Annotated in this window: 18 protein-coding genes; 9 read left to right on the top strand and 9 right to left on the bottom strand. The window is 57.7% G+C overall.

Features of this window, described 5'->3' with window-relative positions; all coding sequences use genetic code 11:
* Nucleotides 1-8: 8 nt before the first annotated feature.
* Nucleotides 9-485 (bottom strand): META domain-containing protein, encoded by a 477-nt coding sequence (locus JAO77_RS22715; RefSeq protein WP_198992836.1) that lies wholly within the window; start codon nucleotides 483-485, stop codon nucleotides 9-11.
* 570 nt (nucleotides 486-1,055) lie between these two features.
* Here JAO77_RS22715 and JAO77_RS22710 point away from each other — a divergent pair.
* Nucleotides 1,056-1,919, top strand: coding sequence for a sigma-70 family RNA polymerase sigma factor (locus JAO77_RS22710; protein WP_198992835.1), 864 nt, complete (start codon nucleotides 1,056-1,058; stop codon nucleotides 1,917-1,919).
* A 349-nt stretch (nucleotides 1,920-2,268) separates the two neighbouring features.
* Here JAO77_RS22710 and JAO77_RS22705 read toward each other — a convergent pair whose 3' ends face one another.
* From JAO77_RS22705 to JAO77_RS22690, 4 genes are all read right to left on the bottom strand, one after another.
* A complete protein-coding gene (locus JAO77_RS22705; RefSeq protein ID WP_198992834.1) occupies nucleotides 2,269-4,326 on the bottom strand; it encodes a hypothetical protein in 2,058 nt (685 codons plus the stop codon).
* Nucleotides 4,327-4,882: 556 nt separating this feature from the next.
* Nucleotides 4,883-5,731: a transporter gene (locus JAO77_RS22700; RefSeq protein WP_198992833.1), complete on the bottom strand. Its 849-nt coding sequence runs from the start codon at nucleotides 5,729-5,731 to the stop codon at nucleotides 4,883-4,885.
* Nucleotides 5,732-5,880: 149 nt separating this feature from the next.
* Complete coding sequence (locus JAO77_RS22695; RefSeq protein ID WP_198992832.1) at nucleotides 5,881-8,376, bottom strand: M1 family aminopeptidase; 2,496 nt, start codon at nucleotides 8,374-8,376, stop codon at nucleotides 5,881-5,883.
* Nucleotides 8,377-8,518: 142 nt separating this feature from the next.
* Nucleotides 8,519-8,968 (bottom strand): CHRD domain-containing protein, encoded by a 450-nt coding sequence (locus tag JAO77_RS22690; protein WP_198992831.1) that lies wholly within the window; start codon nucleotides 8,966-8,968, stop codon nucleotides 8,519-8,521.
* Between the two features lie 429 nt (nucleotides 8,969-9,397).
* Here JAO77_RS22690 and dnaK point away from each other — a divergent pair, with 429 nt between their 5' ends.
* The 3 genes from dnaK to JAO77_RS22675 all read left to right on the top strand — a co-directional run bounded on the left by dnaK (nucleotide 9,398) and on the right by JAO77_RS22675 (nucleotide 13,045).
* Nucleotides 9,398-11,335 (top strand): molecular chaperone DnaK, encoded by a 1,938-nt coding sequence (gene dnaK, locus JAO77_RS22685; RefSeq protein WP_198992830.1) that lies wholly within the window; start codon nucleotides 9,398-9,400, stop codon nucleotides 11,333-11,335.
* A gap of 301 nt (nucleotides 11,336-11,636) precedes the next feature.
* Nucleotides 11,637-12,251: an LEA/WHy family protein gene (locus tag JAO77_RS22680; RefSeq protein WP_198992829.1), complete on the top strand. Its 615-nt coding sequence runs from the start codon at nucleotides 11,637-11,639 to the stop codon at nucleotides 12,249-12,251.
* A 158-nt stretch (nucleotides 12,252-12,409) separates the two neighbouring features.
* Complete coding sequence (locus tag JAO77_RS22675) at nucleotides 12,410-13,045, top strand: LEA/WHy family protein (RefSeq protein ID WP_213019466.1); 636 nt, start codon at nucleotides 12,410-12,412, stop codon at nucleotides 13,043-13,045.
* Nucleotides 13,046-13,140: 95 nt separating this feature from the next.
* Here the strand turns inward: JAO77_RS22675 and JAO77_RS22670 are convergent, their stop codons facing one another.
* A complete protein-coding gene (locus tag JAO77_RS22670) occupies nucleotides 13,141-14,241 on the bottom strand; it encodes an endonuclease/exonuclease/phosphatase family protein (protein WP_198992827.1) in 1,101 nt (366 codons plus the stop codon).
* Nucleotides 14,242-14,406: 165 nt separating this feature from the next.
* Here JAO77_RS22670 and JAO77_RS22665 point away from each other — a divergent pair, with 165 nt between their 5' ends.
* From JAO77_RS22665 to JAO77_RS22645, 5 genes are all read left to right on the top strand, one after another.
* Complete coding sequence (locus JAO77_RS22665; protein ID WP_198992826.1) at nucleotides 14,407-15,027, top strand: MarC family protein; 621 nt, start codon at nucleotides 14,407-14,409, stop codon at nucleotides 15,025-15,027.
* Nucleotides 15,028-15,060: 33 nt separating this feature from the next.
* Nucleotides 15,061-16,086 carry a uroporphyrinogen decarboxylase gene (gene hemE, locus JAO77_RS22660; protein ID WP_198992825.1) on the top strand — a complete coding sequence of 342 codons (1,026 nt, stop codon included), beginning with the start codon at nucleotides 15,061-15,063 and terminating at the stop codon, nucleotides 16,084-16,086.
* A 152-nt stretch (nucleotides 16,087-16,238) separates the two neighbouring features.
* On the top strand, nucleotides 16,239-16,448 hold the full coding sequence (locus tag JAO77_RS22655; protein ID WP_187321078.1) for a zinc ribbon domain-containing protein YjdM: 210 nt from the start codon (nucleotides 16,239-16,241) through the stop codon (nucleotides 16,446-16,448).
* Nucleotides 16,449-16,455: 7 nt separating this feature from the next.
* On the top strand, nucleotides 16,456-16,665 hold the full coding sequence (locus JAO77_RS22650) for a hypothetical protein (RefSeq protein ID WP_198992824.1): 210 nt from the start codon (nucleotides 16,456-16,458) through the stop codon (nucleotides 16,663-16,665).
* A gap of 17 nt (nucleotides 16,666-16,682) precedes the next feature.
* Entirely contained in the window at nucleotides 16,683-17,237 is a 555-nt protein-coding gene (locus JAO77_RS22645) for a sugar O-acetyltransferase (protein ID WP_198992823.1), read from the top strand.
* Between the two features lie 117 nt (nucleotides 17,238-17,354).
* Here JAO77_RS22645 and JAO77_RS22640 read toward each other — a convergent pair whose 3' ends face one another.
* The 3 genes from JAO77_RS22640 to JAO77_RS22630 all read right to left on the bottom strand — a co-directional run bounded on the left by JAO77_RS22640 (nucleotide 17,355) and on the right by JAO77_RS22630 (nucleotide 20,602).
* Nucleotides 17,355-18,353 (bottom strand): bifunctional heptose 7-phosphate kinase/heptose 1-phosphate adenyltransferase, encoded by a 999-nt coding sequence (locus JAO77_RS22640; protein WP_198992822.1) that lies wholly within the window; start codon nucleotides 18,351-18,353, stop codon nucleotides 17,355-17,357.
* 164 nt (nucleotides 18,354-18,517) lie between these two features.
* Nucleotides 18,518-19,936 (bottom strand): CCA tRNA nucleotidyltransferase, encoded by a 1,419-nt coding sequence (locus JAO77_RS22635; RefSeq protein WP_198992821.1) that lies wholly within the window; start codon nucleotides 19,934-19,936, stop codon nucleotides 18,518-18,520.
* An 87-nt stretch (nucleotides 19,937-20,023) separates the two neighbouring features.
* Nucleotides 20,024-20,602: an L-threonylcarbamoyladenylate synthase gene (locus JAO77_RS22630; protein WP_198992820.1), complete on the bottom strand. Its 579-nt coding sequence runs from the start codon at nucleotides 20,600-20,602 to the stop codon at nucleotides 20,024-20,026.
* Nucleotides 20,603-20,640 lie beyond the last annotated feature (38 nt).

Here is a 20,640-nt window from a genome sequence, read left to right as displayed (position 1 = left end):
GCGGCAACCTAGCGCAAGTACACCGCCTCCAACCGGGCCAGCGGCGTGGCATCGGGCTCGGTGGCAGCATAGAGCCTTAGTGTATCGCCGCTAATGCGGAAAGAATGCGCGGTGGCTAGTGCCTGCGTAAACGCCTGCTCGGTGGGCAGGGCCGGGCAGGCCATGCGCGTGCTCATCAAGGGCGTAAAAACCAAGTGGCTGGTGCTGTCGGTAGCAGCCGTGCTACGGAAGCGATTGCAACTGCCCTGGCCTTCGGCCGCGCCGGTGCGGCGTAGCAGCAGGTAGGGTTCTTGGCCACCTTCAGGCACTGTAACCTGTTGGGTCCCGACTTGACGTAGTACCCAACGAGTCTCAAAAAGCGCCGCGCCCGGTGCAGGTGGGCGCGCCTCGGTAGTAGGAGTGCTAGTGGTAACGGAGTTGGTAGTTTGGCAGCCCAGGCAAAAAAGCCCGAGCCCAGTAACCAATGCGGCAGCAGAGCGAAGCATAGCGATAAGCTGGTCGGAAAATTCCCCGCCCAGCGGCTACCCATACGACAGCCGGTGCCGAAAGTATGCAGAGCAGTCCGGGTAGACTCACCCCGCAACTGGGGTCGCTAGGCGGTGTGTAGAATGAGTATAAGGAGTAAATAAATGTAACTCATTGTAAAGACACAGTCAGAGTAGCGAGCTAGCGCCAAACTGCATAGCTATCGAGCGCGGTAGCTGGCTTGGCGTAGGCTCTTTGCGTACTGAAAGTGACCGTAGAACAGTCACATGCGAGTGTTTACAAGGTGGAAGTGCTTGCAATAAAGCATTATCGTATTGCTAGTTATAGCTCTGCGAGCTGTTCTGCTTGAGCGTCGTATAGATACGTAGTAGGGCCGCCGCAGATAAGGCCTAGGCAACCACAGCAGGCACACTTACGGCCAATGGCAGTATAACGCAGCCTATCTCAATCAACAGCGATTAGGGATTTATCTTTGTCGTAAGCTTTCCGGTGGGGTGGAGTGTCGAACTAAGCCGCAGTATTGGGAGTTATAGTTTACCAGTACCTTTTCTAAGCCGCGTCATTCCCGCATGAGACAGTTAAAAATCAGCAAGCAGATTACCAACCGCGAAAGCCAGTCGCTGGACAAATATCTGCAGGAGATTGGCAAAGTGAGTCTGGTGTCCATTGACGAGGAAGTAGACCTGGCCCAGCGCATTCGCGACGGGGACCAGCAGGCCCTCGAGAAACTTACTAAGGCCAACCTACGCTTCGTAGTGTCGGTGTCCAAGCAGTACCAGAACCAGGGTCTGACACTAGGTGACCTCATTAACGAGGGTAACCTAGGACTCATCAAGGCCGCCAAGCGCTTTGATGAAACGAAAGGCTTCAAGTTCATCTCGTACGCCGTGTGGTGGATTCGCCAGAGCATTTTGCAAGCGCTAGCCGAGCAGAGCCGCATCGTGCGCCTGCCGCTGAACCGGGTGGGCTCGCTTAATAAAATCAACCGCTCGTTTGCCGAGCTCGAGCAGAAGTTTGAGCGCGAGCCTTCGCCCGATGAGATTGCCGAGCTGCTGGAGCTGACGACCTCCGAGGTGGTGGACACGCTCAAGGTCTCGGGCCGCCACGTCTCGATGGACGCGCCCTTTGTGCAAGGCGAGGAAAACGGGTTGCTCGATGTAATGCAGGATGAAGGAGCAGACACGCCGGATGCGGGCCTGCTGCACGATTCGCTACGCCGGGAGGTACAGCGCGCTCTCTCAACTCTGACGCGGCGTGAGGCTGACGTGCTGACGCTGCACTTCGGCCTCAATGGCCAAGCGGCGCTAACGCTAGAAGAAATTGGCGAGCGCTTTAGCTTGACCCGCGAGCGGGTGCGGCAGGTCAAGGAGAAGGCTATTCGCCGTCTCAAGCACACCTCTCGTTCGCAGTCGCTCAAATCATACCTAGGCTAGCCCTTTTCGTGAGGTCGCCGACGGCCGGCCTGCCACGAGTTCATTAGGTTCAATGGGGTATCCATGGCTAGTGCTCGCGTAGGGCATGCGATGCTTTTGTATTACATCTCTATCTATACTGGTCAGCCTTTCCAAGCTTGAGGAGGCTTAAGTAGATAAGTACAGGTTGCCCACGTCTCTTCCCAAAGGTTCCTATTCTACTATAGGGGCCTTTAGGGAGAATGCTTATGTGGAAGTAGCTATTATCATTTGTAGTATTGCAGATAGCAAAAAAAGACCCGTTCTACTTCAAATACGCCATGCAGTAAATAGAGCCAGGCGCAGCATATAGCCTATTCACAAAAGCCGGTTATTTCAACTTGATTTCCACCGTCGCATTATTCAGTATTACCCGTTGAACTATCACTTTGCCCTGTTGAACAACTGTTAACTGAAGCTTATTTTTACTTTTACGCAGGTCAATATCAAAACTTGTGTTGAACGCTTTGATGGCGTTTATAGCTAAGTGGTCCCACTTACTTGGCAGATTGGGGCGCAGGGTGAAAGAATGAAACCCAGTTGGTTCGAGACCTAGGATGCCCTCGGTAAAGAGACGGCAGTACAAGGCACTTTCAGCCGATAGATGCGCCATCCCGTTTTCTGGCCAAGCCTCCACAGCATAGGGCACCCGAAAACCCGTTAAGCGTGTGGTGGAGTAGGACAGCAGGCGTTCTAAGGCCCGGTCAGATGCCCCCGCTTTGAACGCGCCGCGGAAGGCATATAGGGTACCGCGGTCCCAAAATACAGGCGCATCATTAGCATTTGGCTGGAGGTCAGTCAACACACCGTTGGCCGACCACAGCTTATCGAATAGGGCGTCCAAGGTGCCAGCTTTGCGGGAAGTTAAGCCCACGACCAAGGGCAGGCATATCCAACTGCGTAATGTAGTGTTCTCCTGATAGTACTTATACGTGTGCAAGCCCGCTAGCTCGGCCCCGAAGTACTGCTCAATGGCTGTTGCTAAGCGCTGGGCTTGATGGTGATAGGTTGTGCTTACGGCAGTAGGCTGGTGCATCGTCTGCGCCAACCGGGCTGCTTGCACTAGCGCTCCGTAGTATAAGCACGAGGTGGAGAGATTGGCCGAGCCAGCCGGAAAACGACCCTCTAACTCGTCGCTTTCCGAGGCTACGACCCCAGCGGCCGTGGTCCGCTTTTGACAATAGGCCAAGCACCACTCGACTAAAGGCCAAAGCTCAGCGCTTTTTTGCTGGTCGCCGGCCGCAAGCAGAAAATGAGTAGCCCCGAATGCAATCATTGCCGCGTCTCCACGGTCGCGCTCCCCGAAGGGAAAAGTAACGTCCATTTCAAACGAGGCCCAAATCTTGCCTCCGTCTTTAGGCAGATTACGTTTAAAGATGCGGTAGGCATTCATTGCCGCTTGGTTACCGGTTTGATAACCCAGATACGGAAAGAAGGGGCCACTGTATTCTGCTTGGTCATTGGCCCAGATGCCGACGTAATAGTTGCCGCCGCCCGGTGAATGTACCAGCCCATAGCGCGAGCGAAAAATGCTTTCCGCGGCTCGAACTTTGGAAAAATAAAACAGGGTATTTATGACTGGGTCTGGGGAGTGCAGCTGCAGATTGGCTGCGATGCTGTCCAAAAACGTATCCCGGCTGCGTTCGATGGCAGCTACTGAAACGGCGGGCGTTACTTCATTCTGGAGCGTGGCCAAGAAATAAATGCCAAACTCGTAATGCTCCTGAGGTTGGATAGTGACCGTGCGCTTCGCATCCGTAAACACGCGGCGGTGGTAGGTTCCTTGCCAGCCAGCCTCCTCTTGTTGAAGTTCGGTAGCCCCAATGCTGACCGTGCGAGGCGTTTGGCTCATGTTTAGTAAGGTCCATTTCTCCACCAGGCACCGCTCATGCATAGAGGGGAAGAACGAGCGGACTACGGCTAAGCCATCATGTGTTTGGAAGTAAAAGCTGATTTTGCCTTTTATCCGAACAGAGTCGAGTTTGCCAACTTCGTATTTCTGGTTTGCTAGGGTGAGCACAGGTAGAATGTCATCGCGGTACTCCCCACGCAGATAGGCGCGGTACGGCGACTCGGCCGGGGTGGTATAGCGGCGCAGTTGAGGAAAGATGACGTCGCGGGTTAGGTGCAAGTGCCGGGCCGCATCTACTTCGTAGCGGACGATAGTTGAAATCTGCGTGCCCGAGAGTTCGATGTTATCGTGATGAGGCAGCCGGGTTTCCTTAGTAAGGTTCCAGCTAATGCTCTGGTCGCGATGCGGCTGCCAAAACAGCTCATTTTGGTGTGAGAAGTCCTGCGCTTGCAGGGGGCTGAGTAAGCCGGCTGCTAAAACGAAGAAGATAGCTAGGCAGGCTTTCGGAAACAGCCGGTAAGTGGACCAGGTCATCATAAGGCAGAAAACGTAGTCGGGTAGGAACAGTCAGCGAACAAGGTCACGCTGTGAAGGTAGTTAGCAGCAAGGAGGCTATACCTAATCGCTCAGCTAGAACTATAGCTAAAACGGAATAAGATAAGTCGAGCAGCTAAAGGAAGCAGTACTGAGCAGATATGCTTTCATTTTGCCCCTTCGCTACTCGTTCACTTGACCCACAGAAACAAACGGGAGCAGCGTATAGAGCAAGTAGTCAAAGGCTTCCTAACATCTGACGTAAAGCAGTTGCAGAATATCAAGCTCATGGCATTGAGGCTGAAGCTGAGCGATAAGCTGTTGACTAAGAACACCAGCGCAAACCAGCACGCGAAACACAGCAACACGGACGCTACCACCTACCACCAATTGGGGCTAGCCAAGAAGCACGGCCCAATCAGCAGCGCCAAAAGGGGTACCACAACCACCCGGAAAAAAGCCGTGAACAGCCCAAAGCGAATGAGCAGCCGCCTCAACGGCAGTCGGGCTATCGACTGGGTACTCGTCTTGAGCAGTACCCAGATGCTCTATCAAGCGCTTAATGCGTATTGCCGCCCAGCCGCAGACCTAGGCCTACGCCCACCGTAGTAGCGCCCGCACCCAGGCCGCCTAGTACACGGCCCACCGTGGCATCGAAGCGCAGCCCGGTCCAGGGGCGGTAGTAGAGGCCGGCGTTGGCCCCGGAGGTCAGCTGCTCGCGGCCCCGGCCATAGCCCTCTACAAAATAGCCGGCGTTGTCGGTGATGGGGGCGGTGAGCGCCAGCGACCCTAGGTACTGCCCACGCGATACGTCGGCAGCCGTGAGGCCATACTGTGTAAAGCCAAAATTGCCTTCGAGCGCGGCGCGGCGGCCAAGCTGCTGACTTAGCAGCAGGCGGGCGCTGGGCGCCCACGAGCTGCGGCGCAACCCCGCCGAGCCGGTATTGGGCAGCGCCGCCTCTACGAGTAGCGACGCCTGAAAGCGGCTGGCGCGGTCGGGGGTCAGCATCAGCTTGGTGCCCACCGTCACGGGAGCCCAGCCTACCGAGTCGGGACGCAGGCCAGGGTTTTCATTGTTTATCAGCCGGTTGCTTGGCGTGCCATATACGTAAGGCTGCGTCACGCGAAACTCCATGCTGTTGAAAAAGCCAATGCGCAGCGTGGCCGTGCTGCTCGTGAGTCCCGCTCCGGCGGCGGGCGCGTAGCGCTGCAGGCCGGTTTCGAGTTGAAACTCGCCGGCCCGGAGCACGCCCGCCGTAATGGTTTGGCCGGGGCGGTCGGGGCGCACGTGCTGCACAAAAGGCGCGTCGAAGTTGGGGTTGTTCTCGTCGGGCGTGTTCTGGGCCAGGGCGGGGGTGAGGCGGCCTGCAAGCAGAGCTGCCAGCACCAGCGGTGTGGTCTTGCGCATAGACTTACTTCGACGCGAAACCTTTCGGGATAGTTCAACGTAGCGCGCGGCCCGTAGCGTCGGGCCAAAAGAAAAGCGCGAGCTCCAAGGAGCCCGCGCTTTTCTGATAGCGCAGTTCTGCTTTACTCGCAGTGCCTACGGTATGTGACTTATTGAGCTGCCTGAATGGCTTTCACAGCCGCCTCTACCGTGGCTTGGTTTTGGGCTGCGTTGGGCTTGCCCTTCTGTGCTTCGGCACCTTTTTGCAGGGCGGTAATCATCGCTTTATCAATGCCGTAGGTTTTGAGCTGCGGTATCATGGCCAACTGCTGAATGCGCGTCACATCTTCCGAAAACGCTTTGGGGTCGTCGAGGCGGCCGAGCATCTGCGTCATCGGCGCGATGTAGCGGTACTTGGCCTGGCCAGTGGCCGCGTCGTAGCGGTCGCGGATAAATGCCCACTGCGCTGGGCCACCCTGCTGGGCATATACATTCATCATGGCGGCCGTCAGCGCGGCTGGGGCATCTACCTCATAGGCCTTGGCGCGGCGCAGCGCCTCGGTGGGGTTGAGGTCACCTAAGGCGCGCAGGGCCGCGCCCTGCACGGCTAGCGACGGGTTATTGGCCAGCTCCTTCGTGACGAGCTTCTCGTCTTTTTTGTCTTTTAGGCTACCTAGGGCACGGAGTACTGCTGCCAGCACGTGGGGCTCTTTCTCGGTAGTGGCAAGCTTGCGCAGCACAGGTGTGGCGGCTTTGGCCACATCCTTGTTATCCATTTTCAGGGTGCTGATGGCGGCCACGCGCATTTCGTAGTACTTGTCCTGCATGGCGGCCAGCACTACGGCCCGCGCAGCGGGGCTCGTTGTTTGCTGGGCCAGCGCAGCTTCCAGCGCTTCGGCGCGGTCCACGAGGCGCGGGGCGTGCTTGTACTGGTACGCATACTCGGCCAACTGCTTCTTGTCGGTTTTGTCCCAGAGCAGGTTTTTGTCGGCGTCCACGTTTACTAGGTCGGGCTTGGCGGCCAGCGGCATCGTAAACGTCTGAGTGGCCTCGGTCATCATCACCTGCTGGTGCACGGGCTTGCCATTTACATAGTAGTCAATGGTAAACGGCAGTAGAAAGGGCTTGCCTTCCTGGGTCTGCTTCACGGTCACGCTCTGCTTCTTCGCGGCCGCATCCCAAGCGTAATCGATAGTCACGACGGGGTGGCCCGCGCCGTAGTACCACTGGTTATAAAACCAGTTCAGGTCCTTGCCCGATACGGCTTCCATGGCGAGACGCATCTGGTGCGCTTCGGCGTTGCCGAATTTGTTATCCTGCAAGTACTTCTGCAAGCCCGCGAAAAACACGTCATCGCCTAGGTAGGTGCGCAGCATCTGCACGATGGCCCCGCCCTTCTGGTACGTGACGAGGTCGAACATGTCTTCCTTGTCGTTGTAGTAGAAGCGCACCAGGTTTTTGGTCACGTCGCGTTTGCTGGTGAGGTAGCGCTCGGCGTTGCGGAAATTGTGCATATCGGCCGCATCCTGGCCGTATTTGTACTCGGCATACAGCCCCTCGCCAAAGTCGGCCATCGACTCGTTCACCGTCAGGTTCGACCACGATTCGGCGGTCACGTAGTCGCCAAACCACTGGTGAAACAGTTCGTGCGCAATCACCGACTCACCGCTGTACTCGCGGTCTATCAGCTCCTTGTCGGTCATTTGCACCTGCTCGCCGTGCAGCGTGGCGGTGGTGTTTTCCATGGCGCCGCTCACGTAGTCGCGGGCCACTATCTGGGCGTATTTATTCCACGGATATTCTACCCCGAGGCGCTTGGAATAGAACTCCAGCATATCGGGTGTGTTGCCAAAAATCTGCTTGGCGAAGGGCGCGTACTTGGGCTCTAGGTAGTAGCTCACCTCCTTGCCGCGCCACGTGTCCTTGTAGATTTTGAAGTCGCCCACCGCCATCATAAACAGGTAGGGCGAGTGCGGCTCGTCCATCTTCCAGGTGTCGGTGCGCAGGCCAGGGCCGGCGGGCGTCTGGCTCACCAGCTTGCCATTGCTGAGCGTCACGTACTTGGCTGGCACGGTCATGGCGATTTCCTCGGTCGTCTTCTGGTTGGGCCGGTCGATGGTCGGAAACCAGGCCGACGAGCCTTCGGTCTCGCCCTGCGTCCAGACTTGCACCGGCTTGCCCTTCACTGTGCTATCCGGGTTGATGAAGTACAAGCCCTTGGCATCGGTAATGGCGGCCGAGCCCTTCACTTTTAGCTCGTCGGGCTTGGCCGTGTACTCAATGTATACCATGTACTGCTCGCCTGGCTTGAAAAGCCTACCTAGGTTAATGCGCAGGTTCTCCTGGTCGGAGTAGTCGTATTTGAGCGGCTGCTGGCTGCTGCCATTCATCAGGGCTACAGTTTTGATGTCCATGCCCTTGGCATCGAGACGCAGCGAATCGGTGGCATAGCCATGGGGCTTCAGCGTCACCCATTCCTGGCCGTAAAGGTATCGCTTGGCGTAGTCGAAGCGCACGGCCAACTTTGTGTGCACTAGGTCGTTGATTTTGGTGGCCGAAGCGCGGTAGGGGCCAGGAGCCGAAGCCGGGGCGGCGGGTGCTTGCGCCCGCGCCACGAAGGCTACCAGCAGGCAGCCCGGCAGCCCGGCGAGAAAAGCGTATTTCATGCAGTAAAACAGACGAGATAAAATTCGTGCTGTCAAAGATGCGCCCTAGGTCGGTAAAGTTGCCGCCCGCCCCACCAACCCCAATTAAAACGGGCCCGCCGCTACCAGCGACGGGCCCGAAGGATATGAGCAGTAAACGGCTTTACTTAACTCGCACGTTGGCGCGCAACTCACCACCGGTGTTAGCCGCGGTGTGAATGTTAGCGTAGATGCGGCCCGCGGTCAGCGAGTCGGCCTGCTGAATCGTCAGCGTGGCTGTGCCGCTAAAGGTGCCGCTGGTAGTAGTCGGCAGGCTGGCTGTGGGGAAGGGCACAGTAGGCAAAGCCGTTTTATGCTTAGCATCGCCGAAGTGCAGGTGCGCGCCAGTGGGGGCGCCTGAGAGGCCAGTATAAGTTACGGTGTAGTCCAGAACTCTGGTGCTAGGTACATAATTACCCGTGAAGGTGCCAGAGCCCGAAGCCGTAACGGCTGGTACCTCGTTGCTGCCGCTGAAAGTGCCCGAGTATTGCTGGGTCGGTACGGTGTCGTTGTCTTTTTTGCAGGCGCTAAATAGTACTAGGCCAGCAAGAGCGGGAAGTAGAAGCTTTTTCACGAAGAAATAGGGTTAAAAATGAAGATGGATTAGGTATGAAACTGCTACAAAATTATTAAGCAATAGTTTATTAAAGCGATATAAAGTTCAGATATTTTCTTGGATTAAATAGGGATTATAGCTGTGCCTACACTAAGCTGACTAAGTATGAATAAGTATACAGTGGGTGATGGCTATCAATGGAGAAATAAGCGAGGGTAAGCAGAACCCTAGGTAGCTGTATTGGTAGACATCCTGCTAAGAAGGCAGGCTCGGCATGCTGACATTGAGGTTTGGTTGCCGCCCTGACAGGAATAATGCTGCAGCCCCGCCATTGTGGCAGAAATAGCAGGCTGGTACGGGCCTTGTAACAGGGTGCCCGACGGCCGCGTAGCTGTCCACTCCAACCAGACACCTCATCTCTTTTAAACTTTAGCACCCACCTTAATCATGGGCAAAATCATCGGTATTGACTTGGGCACCACCAACTCGTGCGTCGCCGTAATGGAAGGCAACGAGCCGGTTGTAATTCCCAACTCGGAAGGCCGCCGCACCACGCCGTCTATTGTCGCATTTCTCGACAATGGCAAAGGCGAGCGCAAAGTAGGTGACCCAGCTAAGCGCCAGGCCGTTACCAACCCTACGAATACTATTGCTAGCATCAAGCGCTTCATGGGCCGCCACTTCAACGAGGTCGGCAATGAAAGCAAATACGTGGCTTACGACGTTGTGTCGGGCCCCAATAACACGGTAGCTGTTAAAATCGGCGACCGCAACTATACGCCCCAGGAAATCTCGGCCATGATTCTGCAGAAGATGAAGCAGACGGCTGAGGACTACCTAGGTACCTCTGTAACCGAAGCCGTTATCACGGTGCCGGCTTACTTCAACGATGCCCAGCGCCAGGCCACGAAAGAAGCTGGTGCCATCGCGGGCCTCGACGTGAAGCGCATTATCAACGAGCCCACGGCCGCTGCACTGGCTTACGGCTTGGATAAGAAGCACAAAGACCAGAAGATTGCCGTGTACGACCTAGGTGGTGGTACGTTTGATATTTCGATTCTGGAGCTGGGTGATGGCGTATTTGAAGTACTGAGCACCAACGGTGATACTCACCTCGGTGGCGATGACTTCGACCAAGTTATCATCAACTTCCTGGCCGACCAGTTTGCCAGCGACAACGAAAACCTCGACCTCCGCAAAGACCCGCTGGCGCTGCAGCGCCTCAAGGAAGCTGCTGAGAAGGCCAAAATTGAGCTGTCGAGCTCAAACGAAACCGAAATCAACCTGCCGTACATCACGGCTACTGCCAGCGGCCCCAAGCACTTGGTAGTGAAGCTGAGTCGCTCGAAGTTTGAGCAGCTGAGCGACGAGTTGGTGCGCCGCTCGATGGAGCCTTGCAAAAAGGCGCTGCAAGATGCTGGCCTGTCAGCTTCGCAGGTAGACGAGGTAATCCTAGTAGGTGGCTCGACCCGCATTCCGCGCATTCAGGAAGAGGTTGAGAAGTTCTTCGGCAAGAAGCCTTCGAAAGGTGTAAACCCTGACGAGGTAGTAGCCATTGGTGCGGCCATCCAGGGCGGTGTACTCACCGGCGAGGTGAAAGACGTACTGCTGCTCGACGTGACCCCGTTGAGCCTAGGTATCGAAACCATGGGCGGCGTGATGACCAAGCTCATCGAGTCGAACACCACCATCCCGACCAAGAAATCGGAAACCTTCTCGACGGCTTCGGACTCGCAGCCTTCGGTAGAAATCCACGTGCTGCAAGGTGAGCGCCCGCTGGCCAGCCAGAACCGCACCATCGGTAAGTTCCACCTTGACAGCATTCCGCCCGCACCCCGTGGCGTACCGCAAATTGAAGTAACGTTTGACATTGACGCCAACGGTATCCTCAACGTAACGGCCCGCGACAAAGGCACTGGCAAAGAGCAGAAGATTCGCATCGAAGCCAGCAGTGGCCTCAGCGATGCCGACATCGAGCGCATGCGCCAAGAGGCTACTGCTAACGCCGAAGCTGACAAAGCCGAAGCCGAGCGCATCAAAAAAGTAAACGATGCCGACTCGCTCATTTTCCAGACCGAGAAGCAGCTGAAGGAGTTTGGTGACAAGCTGAGCGGCGGCAACAAAACGGCCGTAGAAAGCGCACTCGCTGACCTCAAGAAGGCCCACGAAAGCAAGGACCTGGGTGCCATCGACGCTGGCGTAGCCGCGCTGAACAAGGCCTGGGAAGCTGCTTCGCAAGAGATGTACGCAGCTGCTGGCGCCCAAGGTGGCCAGCCCGGTGGCCAGGGCTTCCCCGGCGCCGACGGCCAAGGCGGTGGCCAGCAGGGTCAACCCGCTGGCGACCACGTGACCGATGTAGACTACGAAGAAGTAGACGGCAAATAAGCTGCGGATTAAAACGCGCTTTTAGATTGTCGCACAAGTGCCTGCCTAGTAGGCTACTTACAGCGAAGTAATAAAAGGCCAGAAGCTTAGCTTCTGGCCTTTTTGCATGGCAATATGGCGTAAGTTGTATATATTCGAAGGATAAATTAAATTTTTGTGGGTCACTCACTAGGCTCGGTACGATTTGTGCGATGCTGGCAGCCCATCCCCATAGGCAAACGGTTTACCTCGGCAGTGTTTTGGACCATTATGGCCCCTAGGCTGCCGACCCACTAACGAGCTAGTTACGTATCTACCCCTAATGAAATTTGCGCTTTCGCTACCCCGTATTGCCACACTAGTATGCTTAGGGCTCTGGCTGTGCGCTAGCTGCACTAGGCGCGAAACCCGCCAAGAAAAGGGCCCCAGCCGCGAGCCGGAGTTTCGGGTGCGGGTTATTGAAGCCGCTTCGCTCAATGGCCTCGATGTGCTGCCGCTGCACGTGCCGGCCGACCTAGACCTGCCGCGGCGCAACCAAGTAATAGCAGGCTACGTCAACAAGCAGCTGCCCCTGCGCGTGCGCTTGCAGCTCAACGCCTACAACCCGGGCTTAGAAAATGTAGTCTTGGCTGGCCTCGACTACGCCGTGCTGCTTGATGGCCGGCAGCTTGGTACCAGCCGCTTGATATCGACCTTGTCGCTGCCCCCTGGCGATTCGGTACGCGTGCCGCTTACGTTTGAGTTTAACACCTACAGCTTTTTAGGCGACGATGCTATGCCAGCCCTGCGCAACTTTGCCCTCGGCTTCGGCGACCCACGCCGCCAGCGCCTGGCCGTGCGGGTGCGGCCACTGCTGCGCTCGCCCCGCAGCCACGTTAGCCAAGCCAACCGCTACTCCGAGCCTGTTGTGATGGCCCCCGCTACGCCATCACGCTAAGTGCAATGCGACTGGGCCGCGTTGCTTTCGGGTAGTTAGAACTGTCGTTCGGCGAACCCGGCCAGCAGTTTGGCTAACTAACTGCGCGGCGCTTCTAGGTACCTAGTTAGTTTGTATAAGCTTAAGGCTGAGCATGAGTGCTCGCCGGCTATTACTATATGCCTCGTGTTATTCAATTGTCCATTCGGTTTGCGTCCTCACTGCTTCTAGGCGGGGGGCTGCTCCCAATGGCTAGCTGCGCGCTGCACGAGGCTGCGCCGGGCGCCTTGGCACAGCGCGAGCCGGAGCTTCGGGTGCGGGCTATTGAGGCGGCCTCGCTCAATGGCCTCGATGTGCTACCACTGCGCGTGCCGGCCGACCTAGACCTGCCGCGGCGCAACCAAGTAATAGCGGGCTATGTCAACAAGCAGCTGCCCCTGCGCATGCGTATGCAGCTCAGTGCTTACAACCCTAATGCGGTGCCGGCTACTATAGCAGGTGTTGCTTATACCGTGCTGGTCGATGGCAAGGCCCTAGGTACGGGGCGGCAAGCGGCGGCCGTTAGTGTGCCCGCCGGCGACTCAGTGCGGGTGCCACTCACGTTTGAGTTTAATACCTACAAGTTTTTAGGCGACGATGCCATGCCAGCTCTGCGCAATTTCGCTCTCGGCTTTGGCGACCTGCGCCGCCAGCGCGTGACGCTGCAGGTGCGGCCCCTAGGGCGCACCCCTAAAGGGCATCTCAGCGCGCCTATTGCCCGCCCGGCGCTGGCCTACGATGAGGCGGCCACGGTTAAAACGGCGAAGAATAATTAACCTGCTAACAATTATCCCCCCGTTAGCGGCTCGCTCTGGCCTGAGAAGGGTGCCTTCAACGGTCGGGGCGAGCTTTGGTTAAGCAAGCGCTGAAGCTAGTCGAGAGGCTCCGTAGCTGCCTCCTGAATTTTTTCGCGGGCTTCGAGCCGGTCTTCGGCATCAGGCGCTTCTAGCTCTAGCTCCTGGGTTTGCCATCCCTGAGGCTCGTAGCTAAGGCGTATATAAATAGGGTAGTGGTCAGAGCCAATGTGCGGCAGGCGCTCTAGTTGCTGCAAGCGAAAGTGCGCCGAGTGAAACACGTGGTCGAGGGGCCAGCGCAGCAGCTTATAGTCGGCGTGGAAGGTGGGTAGCATGCCCCGGCCCACGCGCGGGTCGAGTAGCCGCGCCAAGCGCCGAAAAAGCTCGGACGTGTGCGACCACGCCACATCATTGAGGTCGCCGGCCACGATGGTAGGCCCATCGTGGTGCTGAATGGCGCGGCCTACCAGCAGCAGCTCGGCATCGCGGCGGGTGCTGGTCTTCGACTCCTTAGGGGCCGGGGGCTTGGGGTGCACAAAATGCAGCGCCACCGATACGCCGCTCGGTAGCTCTACCCGGCCGTGGAAAGACGGAATGCCGGGGTCCAGAATGTATTGGATTTCCTTATCGCGCAGCGGCAGCCGCGAAAAAACCAACATGCCGTAGGTATTGGGCAGCGGAGCGTGGCAGGTATGAGGATATTCCTTGCCCAGAAAAGCAAGCTGGCTTAGCCACCAGTCGTCGGTTTCGACGGCCAGCACAATGTCGGGGTTGTACTGATGAATGACACCTAGGCAGCGCGAGGCATCACGGTTATACATCAAGACGTTGGTTACTAGCAGGCTGATGTGGTTAGCCGTGTCGTCGGACGGGCGCTGAGCGTCGCGCACTTGCTTGCGGTGCAGCGGGGTATAGGGCCAGATGCGGGTGCCCTGGTAGGCAATAGCCGCCAGCACCAGCACGGTGGGCAGGTAGGCAGGCAGCCAGGTCAGCGCCAAGCCAGGGGCTTGCAGTAGGATGAGGCTCAGGACCAGACCCGCCACGATTTGCAGGCGCGGGAAATCGAATACGCGCACCCACCACGCAGTTTTGCGCAGCAGGGGAATTAGCGTCACAAGCACACCTACCCCGCCGATGCCCAGCCCCAGGCCCCGAAGAACTAAATAAAAGTCAGTCACAGAAGCAAAGGTAGCAGCGGAGGTAGCGGGAAATAGCAAGTGGAAAATAGCACTAACCTGGTGGTTAAAATGCCTGAAATAAGGAAAGCCAGTTCGTTTTGTATTCTATTGGTACGGCCTTACTTATCGCGTTCCAACCCGTTAGCTCCCGCCTACCTTTGCCGCATGGAAGTTCTGATTGCCACCTTCACTACTATCTTCTCGGTAGTCAACCCCTTCGGGGCGATGCCCGTGTTTCTGACCCTGACCAGCAACGACAGCGGTACCGACCGTATGCAGACGGCTTTGCGGGCATGCCTGTATATGGTGGCTATTCTGAGCGTAGCGTACCTAGGTGGGCAATATATTCTCAACTTCTTCGGAATCAGTATTCAACACCTGCGCATCGCGGGGGGTATTTTGCTGATGCGCTCGGCCTTTGACCTGCTTACGCCGGGTGCCAACCGCGACCGCGTGGGGCCCGCCACGCTGGAAGAGAGCGCACATAAAGATGATATCAGCTTTACGCCCTTGGCCATGCCCATGCTATCTGGGCCGGGCTCAATGGCCATTTGCATCGGCCTCATCCGGCCTACTTATTACGACAAGGCCATGACCATCCTAGGCTTCGGGCTGGTGGCGCTGGCCAGCTTCGTGGTGCTGCTATCGTCTTTGCGGCTCACGCGGCTGCTGGGGCGGCCGGGCATGGCGGCGCTGGCGCGCATTATGGGCTTTATCACGCTGGCCATTGGGGTCAATTTCTTTGCTTCGGCCATCGGGGCATTATTTCCGGGCCTAACGAAGTAGGCGCCGGGGCAGCCGTACTTTTGCGGCCACTTTATGCTGAAAAACGATATCCTCCTCCGCGCCGCTAAAGGCGAAACTACTGAGCGCACGCCCGTGTGGCTCATGCGCCAAGCCGGCCGTATCCTGCCCCAGTACCGCGAATTGCGCGGCCGCCTCTCGGGCTTCAAAGAGCTGGTCGAAACGCCCGCACTGGCTGCCGAAGTCACCATCCAGCCTGTCGATGCGCTCGATGTGGACGCGGCCATTATCTTCTCCGACATCTTAGTGGTGCCCGAGGCCATGGGCCTCACCTACGAAATGGTAGAGGCCCGCGGCCCGCTCTTCCCGGAAGTGGTAAAAAGCGCCGCCGATGTCGAGAAGCTGCGCGTAGCCAACCCTGAGGAGCACCTAGGGTATGTGCTAGAGGCGCTACGCATCACCAAGCGCGAGCTGAATGGTCGCGTGCCGCTCATCGGCTTTGCGGGTGCGCCCTGGACCATTTTGGCATATATGGTGGAGGGGCACGGCTCCAAAACCTTCAGCAAAGCCCGCCGCATGCTCTACCAGGAGCCCGCGCTGGCGCACCAGTTGCTAGAGAAAATTACCGTTACGACTATTGCTTACTTGCAGGCGCAGGTAGCAGCCGGGGCCGATATCGTGCAGATTTTCGACTCGTGGGCTGGCATTCTGCCGCCTGCGCACTACGCCGAGTTTTCGACATCTTACATCAATCGCATCAGCGCAGCACTGGCGCCGCTGGTGCCCGTTACGGTGTTTGCCAAGGGCGCATGGTGGGCTGTGGAGGACTTTGCGAAGTCGCCCGCCCGCACCATTGGCCTCGACTGGAACCAGTCGCCGGCCCAAGTCCGGCAGCAAGCTCCTGGCAAAACGCTGCAAGGCAACCTAGACCCCTGCGCTCTTTACGGAACGCCCGACCAAGTGCGCGCCGCTACCCAGGCCATGCTGACTGAGTTTGCTGGCGGCCCTCACATCGCCAACCTAGGTCACGGCGTGTACCCCGATACTAACCCCGACAACGTGAAGGTATTCGTGGAAACGGTGAAGGCTTGGCAGGGGTAGATGATTAAGTAATAGTTTGCATTAAGGCCCGCTCGTTCTGCTGAGCTTGTTAAAGCATCTTGTGCGGCATAGTAGTTTAGACGCTAGCGGCGAACTAGGTATTTCGACAAGCTTAGTAGGATAGTAAAGTGGTTTAAAGACTATCCATTCGTATGGACGTAAAAGACAGCAACGGCAACCTGCTCGCCGAAGGCGATTCGGTCACCCTCATTAAAGACCTTAAAGTGAAAGGTTCATCGCAGACATTAAAGCGCGGTACGCTGGTGAAGAACATTCGCTTGACCAACTCGCCGGCCGAGATAGAAGGGCGTGCTGGGGGCAGCACCATGGTTCTCAAAACAGAATTTTTGAAGAAGGCCTAAGCTTACGATGGAATTAGTACAACCAAGCGGCATAGGCTTCTACGTACTGTCGATAGTCATCTCCGGCGGCCTCTTTCTGCTATGGCGGCGGCTGTTTCGGCGGTTCTTTACGTCGGAGGCCGTGGTAGTTATTGCCACTGCGATGGCCGCCATCATCACCACGCCCATCGTGCTGCTGGCTGTGCTGTGGCTGGTGGCGCAGTTTAAACGGGCCTAGGTCCTACCAATTTGCGTATGCGTAGCGAAGAAGAAAAGATGCTGGCTGGCGAGCTCTATGCCGCCTTTGACCCCGCGTTGGTGGCGGCCCGCACCCGCACCAAGCAACTGCTGCACCGCCTCAACGTGACGGAGTATGTAGTAGGCGATGCCGCCCGCAGTATTCTGGCCGAGCTGCTGCCGCACACCGGCGAAAACTTGTGGGTCGAGCCGCCCTTTCACTGCGACTACGGCCAGCATATCTATTGCGGTGACAACGTATATTTCAACGTTAACTGCGTGGTTCTTGATGCGGCCCGCATTACCATTGGCTCTAATGTGCTGTTTGGGCCCGGCGTGCAGCTTTATGCCGCTACGCACCCGCTCGATGCCGTAGTGCGCCGCACACTAGAGCTAGCCAAGCCGATAACCATTAGCAGCGATTGCTGGATAGGGGGCGGAGCCATTGTGTGCCCCGGCGTGACCATCGGCGAGGGCTGCGTTATTGGAGCAGGCTCAGTCGTAACTAAAGACGTGCCAGCGTATTCGCTGGCCGTGGGCAACCCAGCGCGGGTAATAAAAAGCCTACGCTAAAATTTGCGTGGGGCAAGCTGAGCAACGCGAAGCCGAAACATCTCAGTAGAATTCATTCGGCTAAAGAGATGCTTCGGCTTTGCTTTGCTCAGCGCGGCCACTGTTTTTTGAGGCGGCTTACAGCGCAGCCTCTGCTGCCTCTGCTAGCAGCCGCTGCTTTTCTATCGGCACCACGCCTACCTGCTCGCACACCAAGCCGCCGCCTAAGTTGGCTAGCGCAGCAGTGAAGGCGGCCGGCTGCCCTAGGGCTACACAGCACGCGGCAATGCTAATCACCGTATCCCCGGCGCCTGACACGTCAGAAATAGTGCGCAAATGAGCTGGCAAATACGTTTTCTCATCGGCTTGCTGGGCAAATACGCCATGCTCGGAGAGGGTCACCAGTACAATTTCAGGGGCTAGCACCTCGCGTAGGCGCGCTACGGCGGTTTCGAAGCCCGGGCGGTCTACGTCGGGCGTGCCAAATTCTAGCTTCAAGCCTTCGCGCAATTCTTTCAAATTGGGCTTAAACAGCGTGCAGTGGCGATAGGCCAAGAAATTCTTCTTCTTGGGGTCAACTACCGTAGGCACGCCGCGCTCGCGGGCGCGGGCTATGCACTGGCCAATGATGGTTTCGCTGAGCACGCCTTTATCGTAGTCCTCAAAAATGACTACATCGGCGCGCGGTAGCAGGTCGTCGTAGGCAGCTAGCAGTTGGGCGGCCTCGTCAGCATTGAGGTCAGTTTCAACCTCCGAGTCAATGCGCACGAGCTGCTGGCCCTGCGCCAGAATGCGCTGCTTAAAAGTGGTGGGGCGGTACTGGCTACGGATGATGCCATCGGCCGGTAAGTGGTGCGTGTGCAGTAAGCCAAGCAGTTGGTCGCCGCCTTGGTCATCGCCCACCACCGAGCATAGCAGCGGCGTGGCACCTAGGGCCTGCACATTGAGGGCCACGTTGGCGGCGCCCCCTAGGCGCTGCTCGGTACGCTCTACATTCACTACCGGCACCGGCGCCTCGGGCGAGAGGCGACTGGCGCGGCCCCACACGTAGGCATCGACCATGACATCGCCCACGATGAGGACGTGCAGCTTATCGAATTGTTGAAAGAGCGTGGTGAGTGGGGTAGGGGCAGGCATGAGATAAAATTAGGCGTAGCCGTCGAGGTCAGTGAAGCGGCCAGTTGGGCGGGCTACCTAGGTAGGCCAGCGCAAGGGTATTGAAATCAAGGGTATTGAAATACGGATAAGGCGGCGAGCTTAGTCCGCGAGCGAATGCTTTCCTCACAGACTAATAGCCCGCGCTATTGCACCTGGGTTAGCCCTAGGGCCGCACCACGCTGGAGTAGCAGCGCGTAGGCGGGCTCCCATTCGTTGGGTACTTCGCCTTCCAGGATGGCTTCGAGCACAGCTTCTTTCAGCTCGCCTACCTGGCGTGAGGGTTTGAGGCCGAAGGTTTCCATGATGACTTCGCCGGTAATAACAGGCTTGAAGTTGCGCAGGTGGTCCTTGGCTTCGATTTCACGCAGCTTCTCCTCTACGATGTCGAAGTTTCGCAGGTAGCGCGCTTTGCGCTGGTGGTCTTTGCTGGTAATGTCGGCCCGGCAGAGCAGCATGAGGCGGTCGATGTCGTCGCCGGCTTCGAAGAGCAAGCGGCGCACGGCCGAGTCGGTCACGATTTCCTTGCTCAGCGCGATGGGACGCAAGTGCAGGCGCACCAGTTTCTGCACCATACGCATTTCCTCACCTAGGGGCAGCTTGAGGTCGGTGAAGATGCTGGGTACCCAGCGGGCGCCCTTGTCCTCGTGGCCGTGGAAGGTCCAGCCGATTTTGGGGTCGAGGCGCTTGGTGGCGGGCTTGGCAATATCGTGTAAGATGGCCGCCCAGCGCAGCCACAGGTCGCCCCCGGCCGCCGCTACATTGTCGAGCACTTGCAGCGTGTGGTAAAAATTGTCCTTGTGTGCGTGCTGGCCCACCTTCTCCACGCCGTGCAGCTGCGCCATCTTCGGGAAGATGAGCTGCAGCAAGCCCGTCTGAAATAGCAGCTTAAAGCCGTAGCTTGGCACCGGCGACTCCACAATCTTATTGAGCTCTATCGTGATGCGCTCCTGCGACACGATTTTGATGCGCTCCTTATTGCGGGCAATGGCATCGTAAGTATCAGGCTCGATGTCGAAGTTGAGCTGCGAGGCAAAGCGGATGGCCCGCATCATGCGCAGTGGGTCGTCGGAGAACGTAATATCGGGACCTAAGGGCGTGCGGATGGTCTTGGCGGCCAGGTCTTTCATGCCGTCGTAGCGGTCTACGAGCGCGCCAAAGTCCTCGGCATTGAGGCTGAGACCTAGGGCATTGATAGTGAAGTCGCGGCGAGCCAGGTCGTCTTCAAGCGTGCCAGCTTCGACCTCAGGCTTGCGGCTATCAGAGCGATAGCTCTCCTTGCGGGCCCCCACAAACTCAATTTCGCCTGCTTCCTCGGTGGGCAGCATGGCCGTCCCAAAATTCTTGAACACCGACACACGGCCCCGGCCCGGCAGCTTGCGCCCCACGGCCTGCGCCAGCTTGATGCCATCGCCCACCGTCACCACGTCAATGTCTTTGCTGCCTCGTTTCAAGGCTAGGTCGCGTACGTAGCCGCCAATGACGTAGGCCGGTTGGCCAAGCTCGTGGGCCGCGTCGGCAATGGTGCGAAAGATGGGGAGGTCGGGCAGCGTGGGCGTGGTCATGGGCGCAAAATTACGCCCGGTTGTAGTGCGAGCTTTCAGCCCGCGCGTTATTACGTGTCGAACTCGCGGGCTGAAAGCTCGTGCTACTTACTCGCGCACTACTTCAAGATTACCGCCAGCCCCTAGGCGCACCACTCGCGAGGGGGCCACGCGAGTGGTATCATCTTGGCGCCAATTCACCACGTAGTCGGCCCCGCGCACGATGGCTGGCGAAACCTCAACAAAAATGGCCGGTGTGGGCTCGCCGCTTTTGTTGGCCGAGGTCGAAACTAGGCCGTGGCCCAGGCGGCGCACCACTTTGTGGCAAAATTCGTCTTGTGCAATGCGCAGGCCCACGGTGCCATCGGGGGCTACCAGGCCCGGTGCCACAGCGCGGCTGGCAGGCAGCAGATAGGTGGTGGGGCGGGTTTGAGTATTGATGGCGGCCTCTAATTCAGCGGGCACTTCGCTGGCGTAGCGGGCCAGCATCTCTAGGTCGGCTACCAGCACAATGCTGGGCTTGCCCTCGGGGCGACCTTTTAGCTGGTACAGTTTTTCGACAGCGCGCGGCACTTCGGCATCGCAGCCTAGGCCCCACACCGTATCGGTAGGGTACAGAATAATCTGCTGCGCGAGCAAAATGTCAACGGCAGAATCAACTTCTTGGCGGAAAAAACTAGTGGACATAAATAAACAAGAGCGGAGTGGGCACTACAACTACTACG

It is taken from the genome of Hymenobacter sp. BT559 (assembly GCF_016427535.1).
Lineage (GTDB): Bacteria > Bacteroidota > Bacteroidia > Cytophagales > Hymenobacteraceae > Hymenobacter.
This window is presented reverse-complemented; position numbering and strand designations above follow the sequence as displayed.

Coding starts and splice junctions, on each gene's coding strand:
- JAO77_RS22715 (WP_198992836.1), bottom strand. CDS start 485: ATGCTTCGCTCTGCTGCCGCATTGGTTACTGGGCTCGGGCTTTTTTGC.
- JAO77_RS22710 (WP_198992835.1), top strand. CDS start 1,056: ATGAGACAGTTAAAAATCAGCAAGCAGATTACCAACCGCGAAAGCCAG.
- JAO77_RS22705 (WP_198992834.1), bottom strand. CDS start 4,326: ATGATGACCTGGTCCACTTACCGGCTGTTTCCGAAAGCCTGCCTAGCT.
- JAO77_RS22700 (WP_198992833.1), bottom strand. CDS start 5,731: ATGCGCAAGACCACACCGCTGGTGCTGGCAGCTCTGCTTGCAGGCCGC.
- JAO77_RS22695 (WP_198992832.1), bottom strand. CDS start 8,376: ATGAAATACGCTTTTCTCGCCGGGCTGCCGGGCTGCCTGCTGGTAGCC.
- dnaK (WP_198992830.1), top strand. CDS start 9,398: ATGGGCAAAATCATCGGTATTGACTTGGGCACCACCAACTCGTGCGTC.
- JAO77_RS22680 (WP_198992829.1), top strand. CDS start 11,637: ATGAAATTTGCGCTTTCGCTACCCCGTATTGCCACACTAGTATGCTTA.
- JAO77_RS22675 (WP_213019466.1), top strand. CDS start 12,410: ATGCCTCGTGTTATTCAATTGTCCATTCGGTTTGCGTCCTCACTGCTT.
- JAO77_RS22665 (WP_198992826.1), top strand. CDS start 14,407: ATGGAAGTTCTGATTGCCACCTTCACTACTATCTTCTCGGTAGTCAAC.
- hemE (WP_198992825.1), top strand. CDS start 15,061: ATGCTGAAAAACGATATCCTCCTCCGCGCCGCTAAAGGCGAAACTACT.
- JAO77_RS22655 (WP_187321078.1), top strand. CDS start 16,239: ATGGACGTAAAAGACAGCAACGGCAACCTGCTCGCCGAAGGCGATTCG.
- JAO77_RS22650 (WP_198992824.1), top strand. CDS start 16,456: ATGGAATTAGTACAACCAAGCGGCATAGGCTTCTACGTACTGTCGATA.
- JAO77_RS22645 (WP_198992823.1), top strand. CDS start 16,683: ATGCGTAGCGAAGAAGAAAAGATGCTGGCTGGCGAGCTCTATGCCGCC.
- JAO77_RS22640 (WP_198992822.1), bottom strand. CDS start 18,353: ATGCCTGCCCCTACCCCACTCACCACGCTCTTTCAACAATTCGATAAG.
- JAO77_RS22635 (WP_198992821.1), bottom strand. CDS start 19,936: ATGACCACGCCCACGCTGCCCGACCTCCCCATCTTTCGCACCATTGCC.
- JAO77_RS22630 (WP_198992820.1), bottom strand. CDS start 20,602: ATGTCCACTAGTTTTTTCCGCCAAGAAGTTGATTCTGCCGTTGACATT.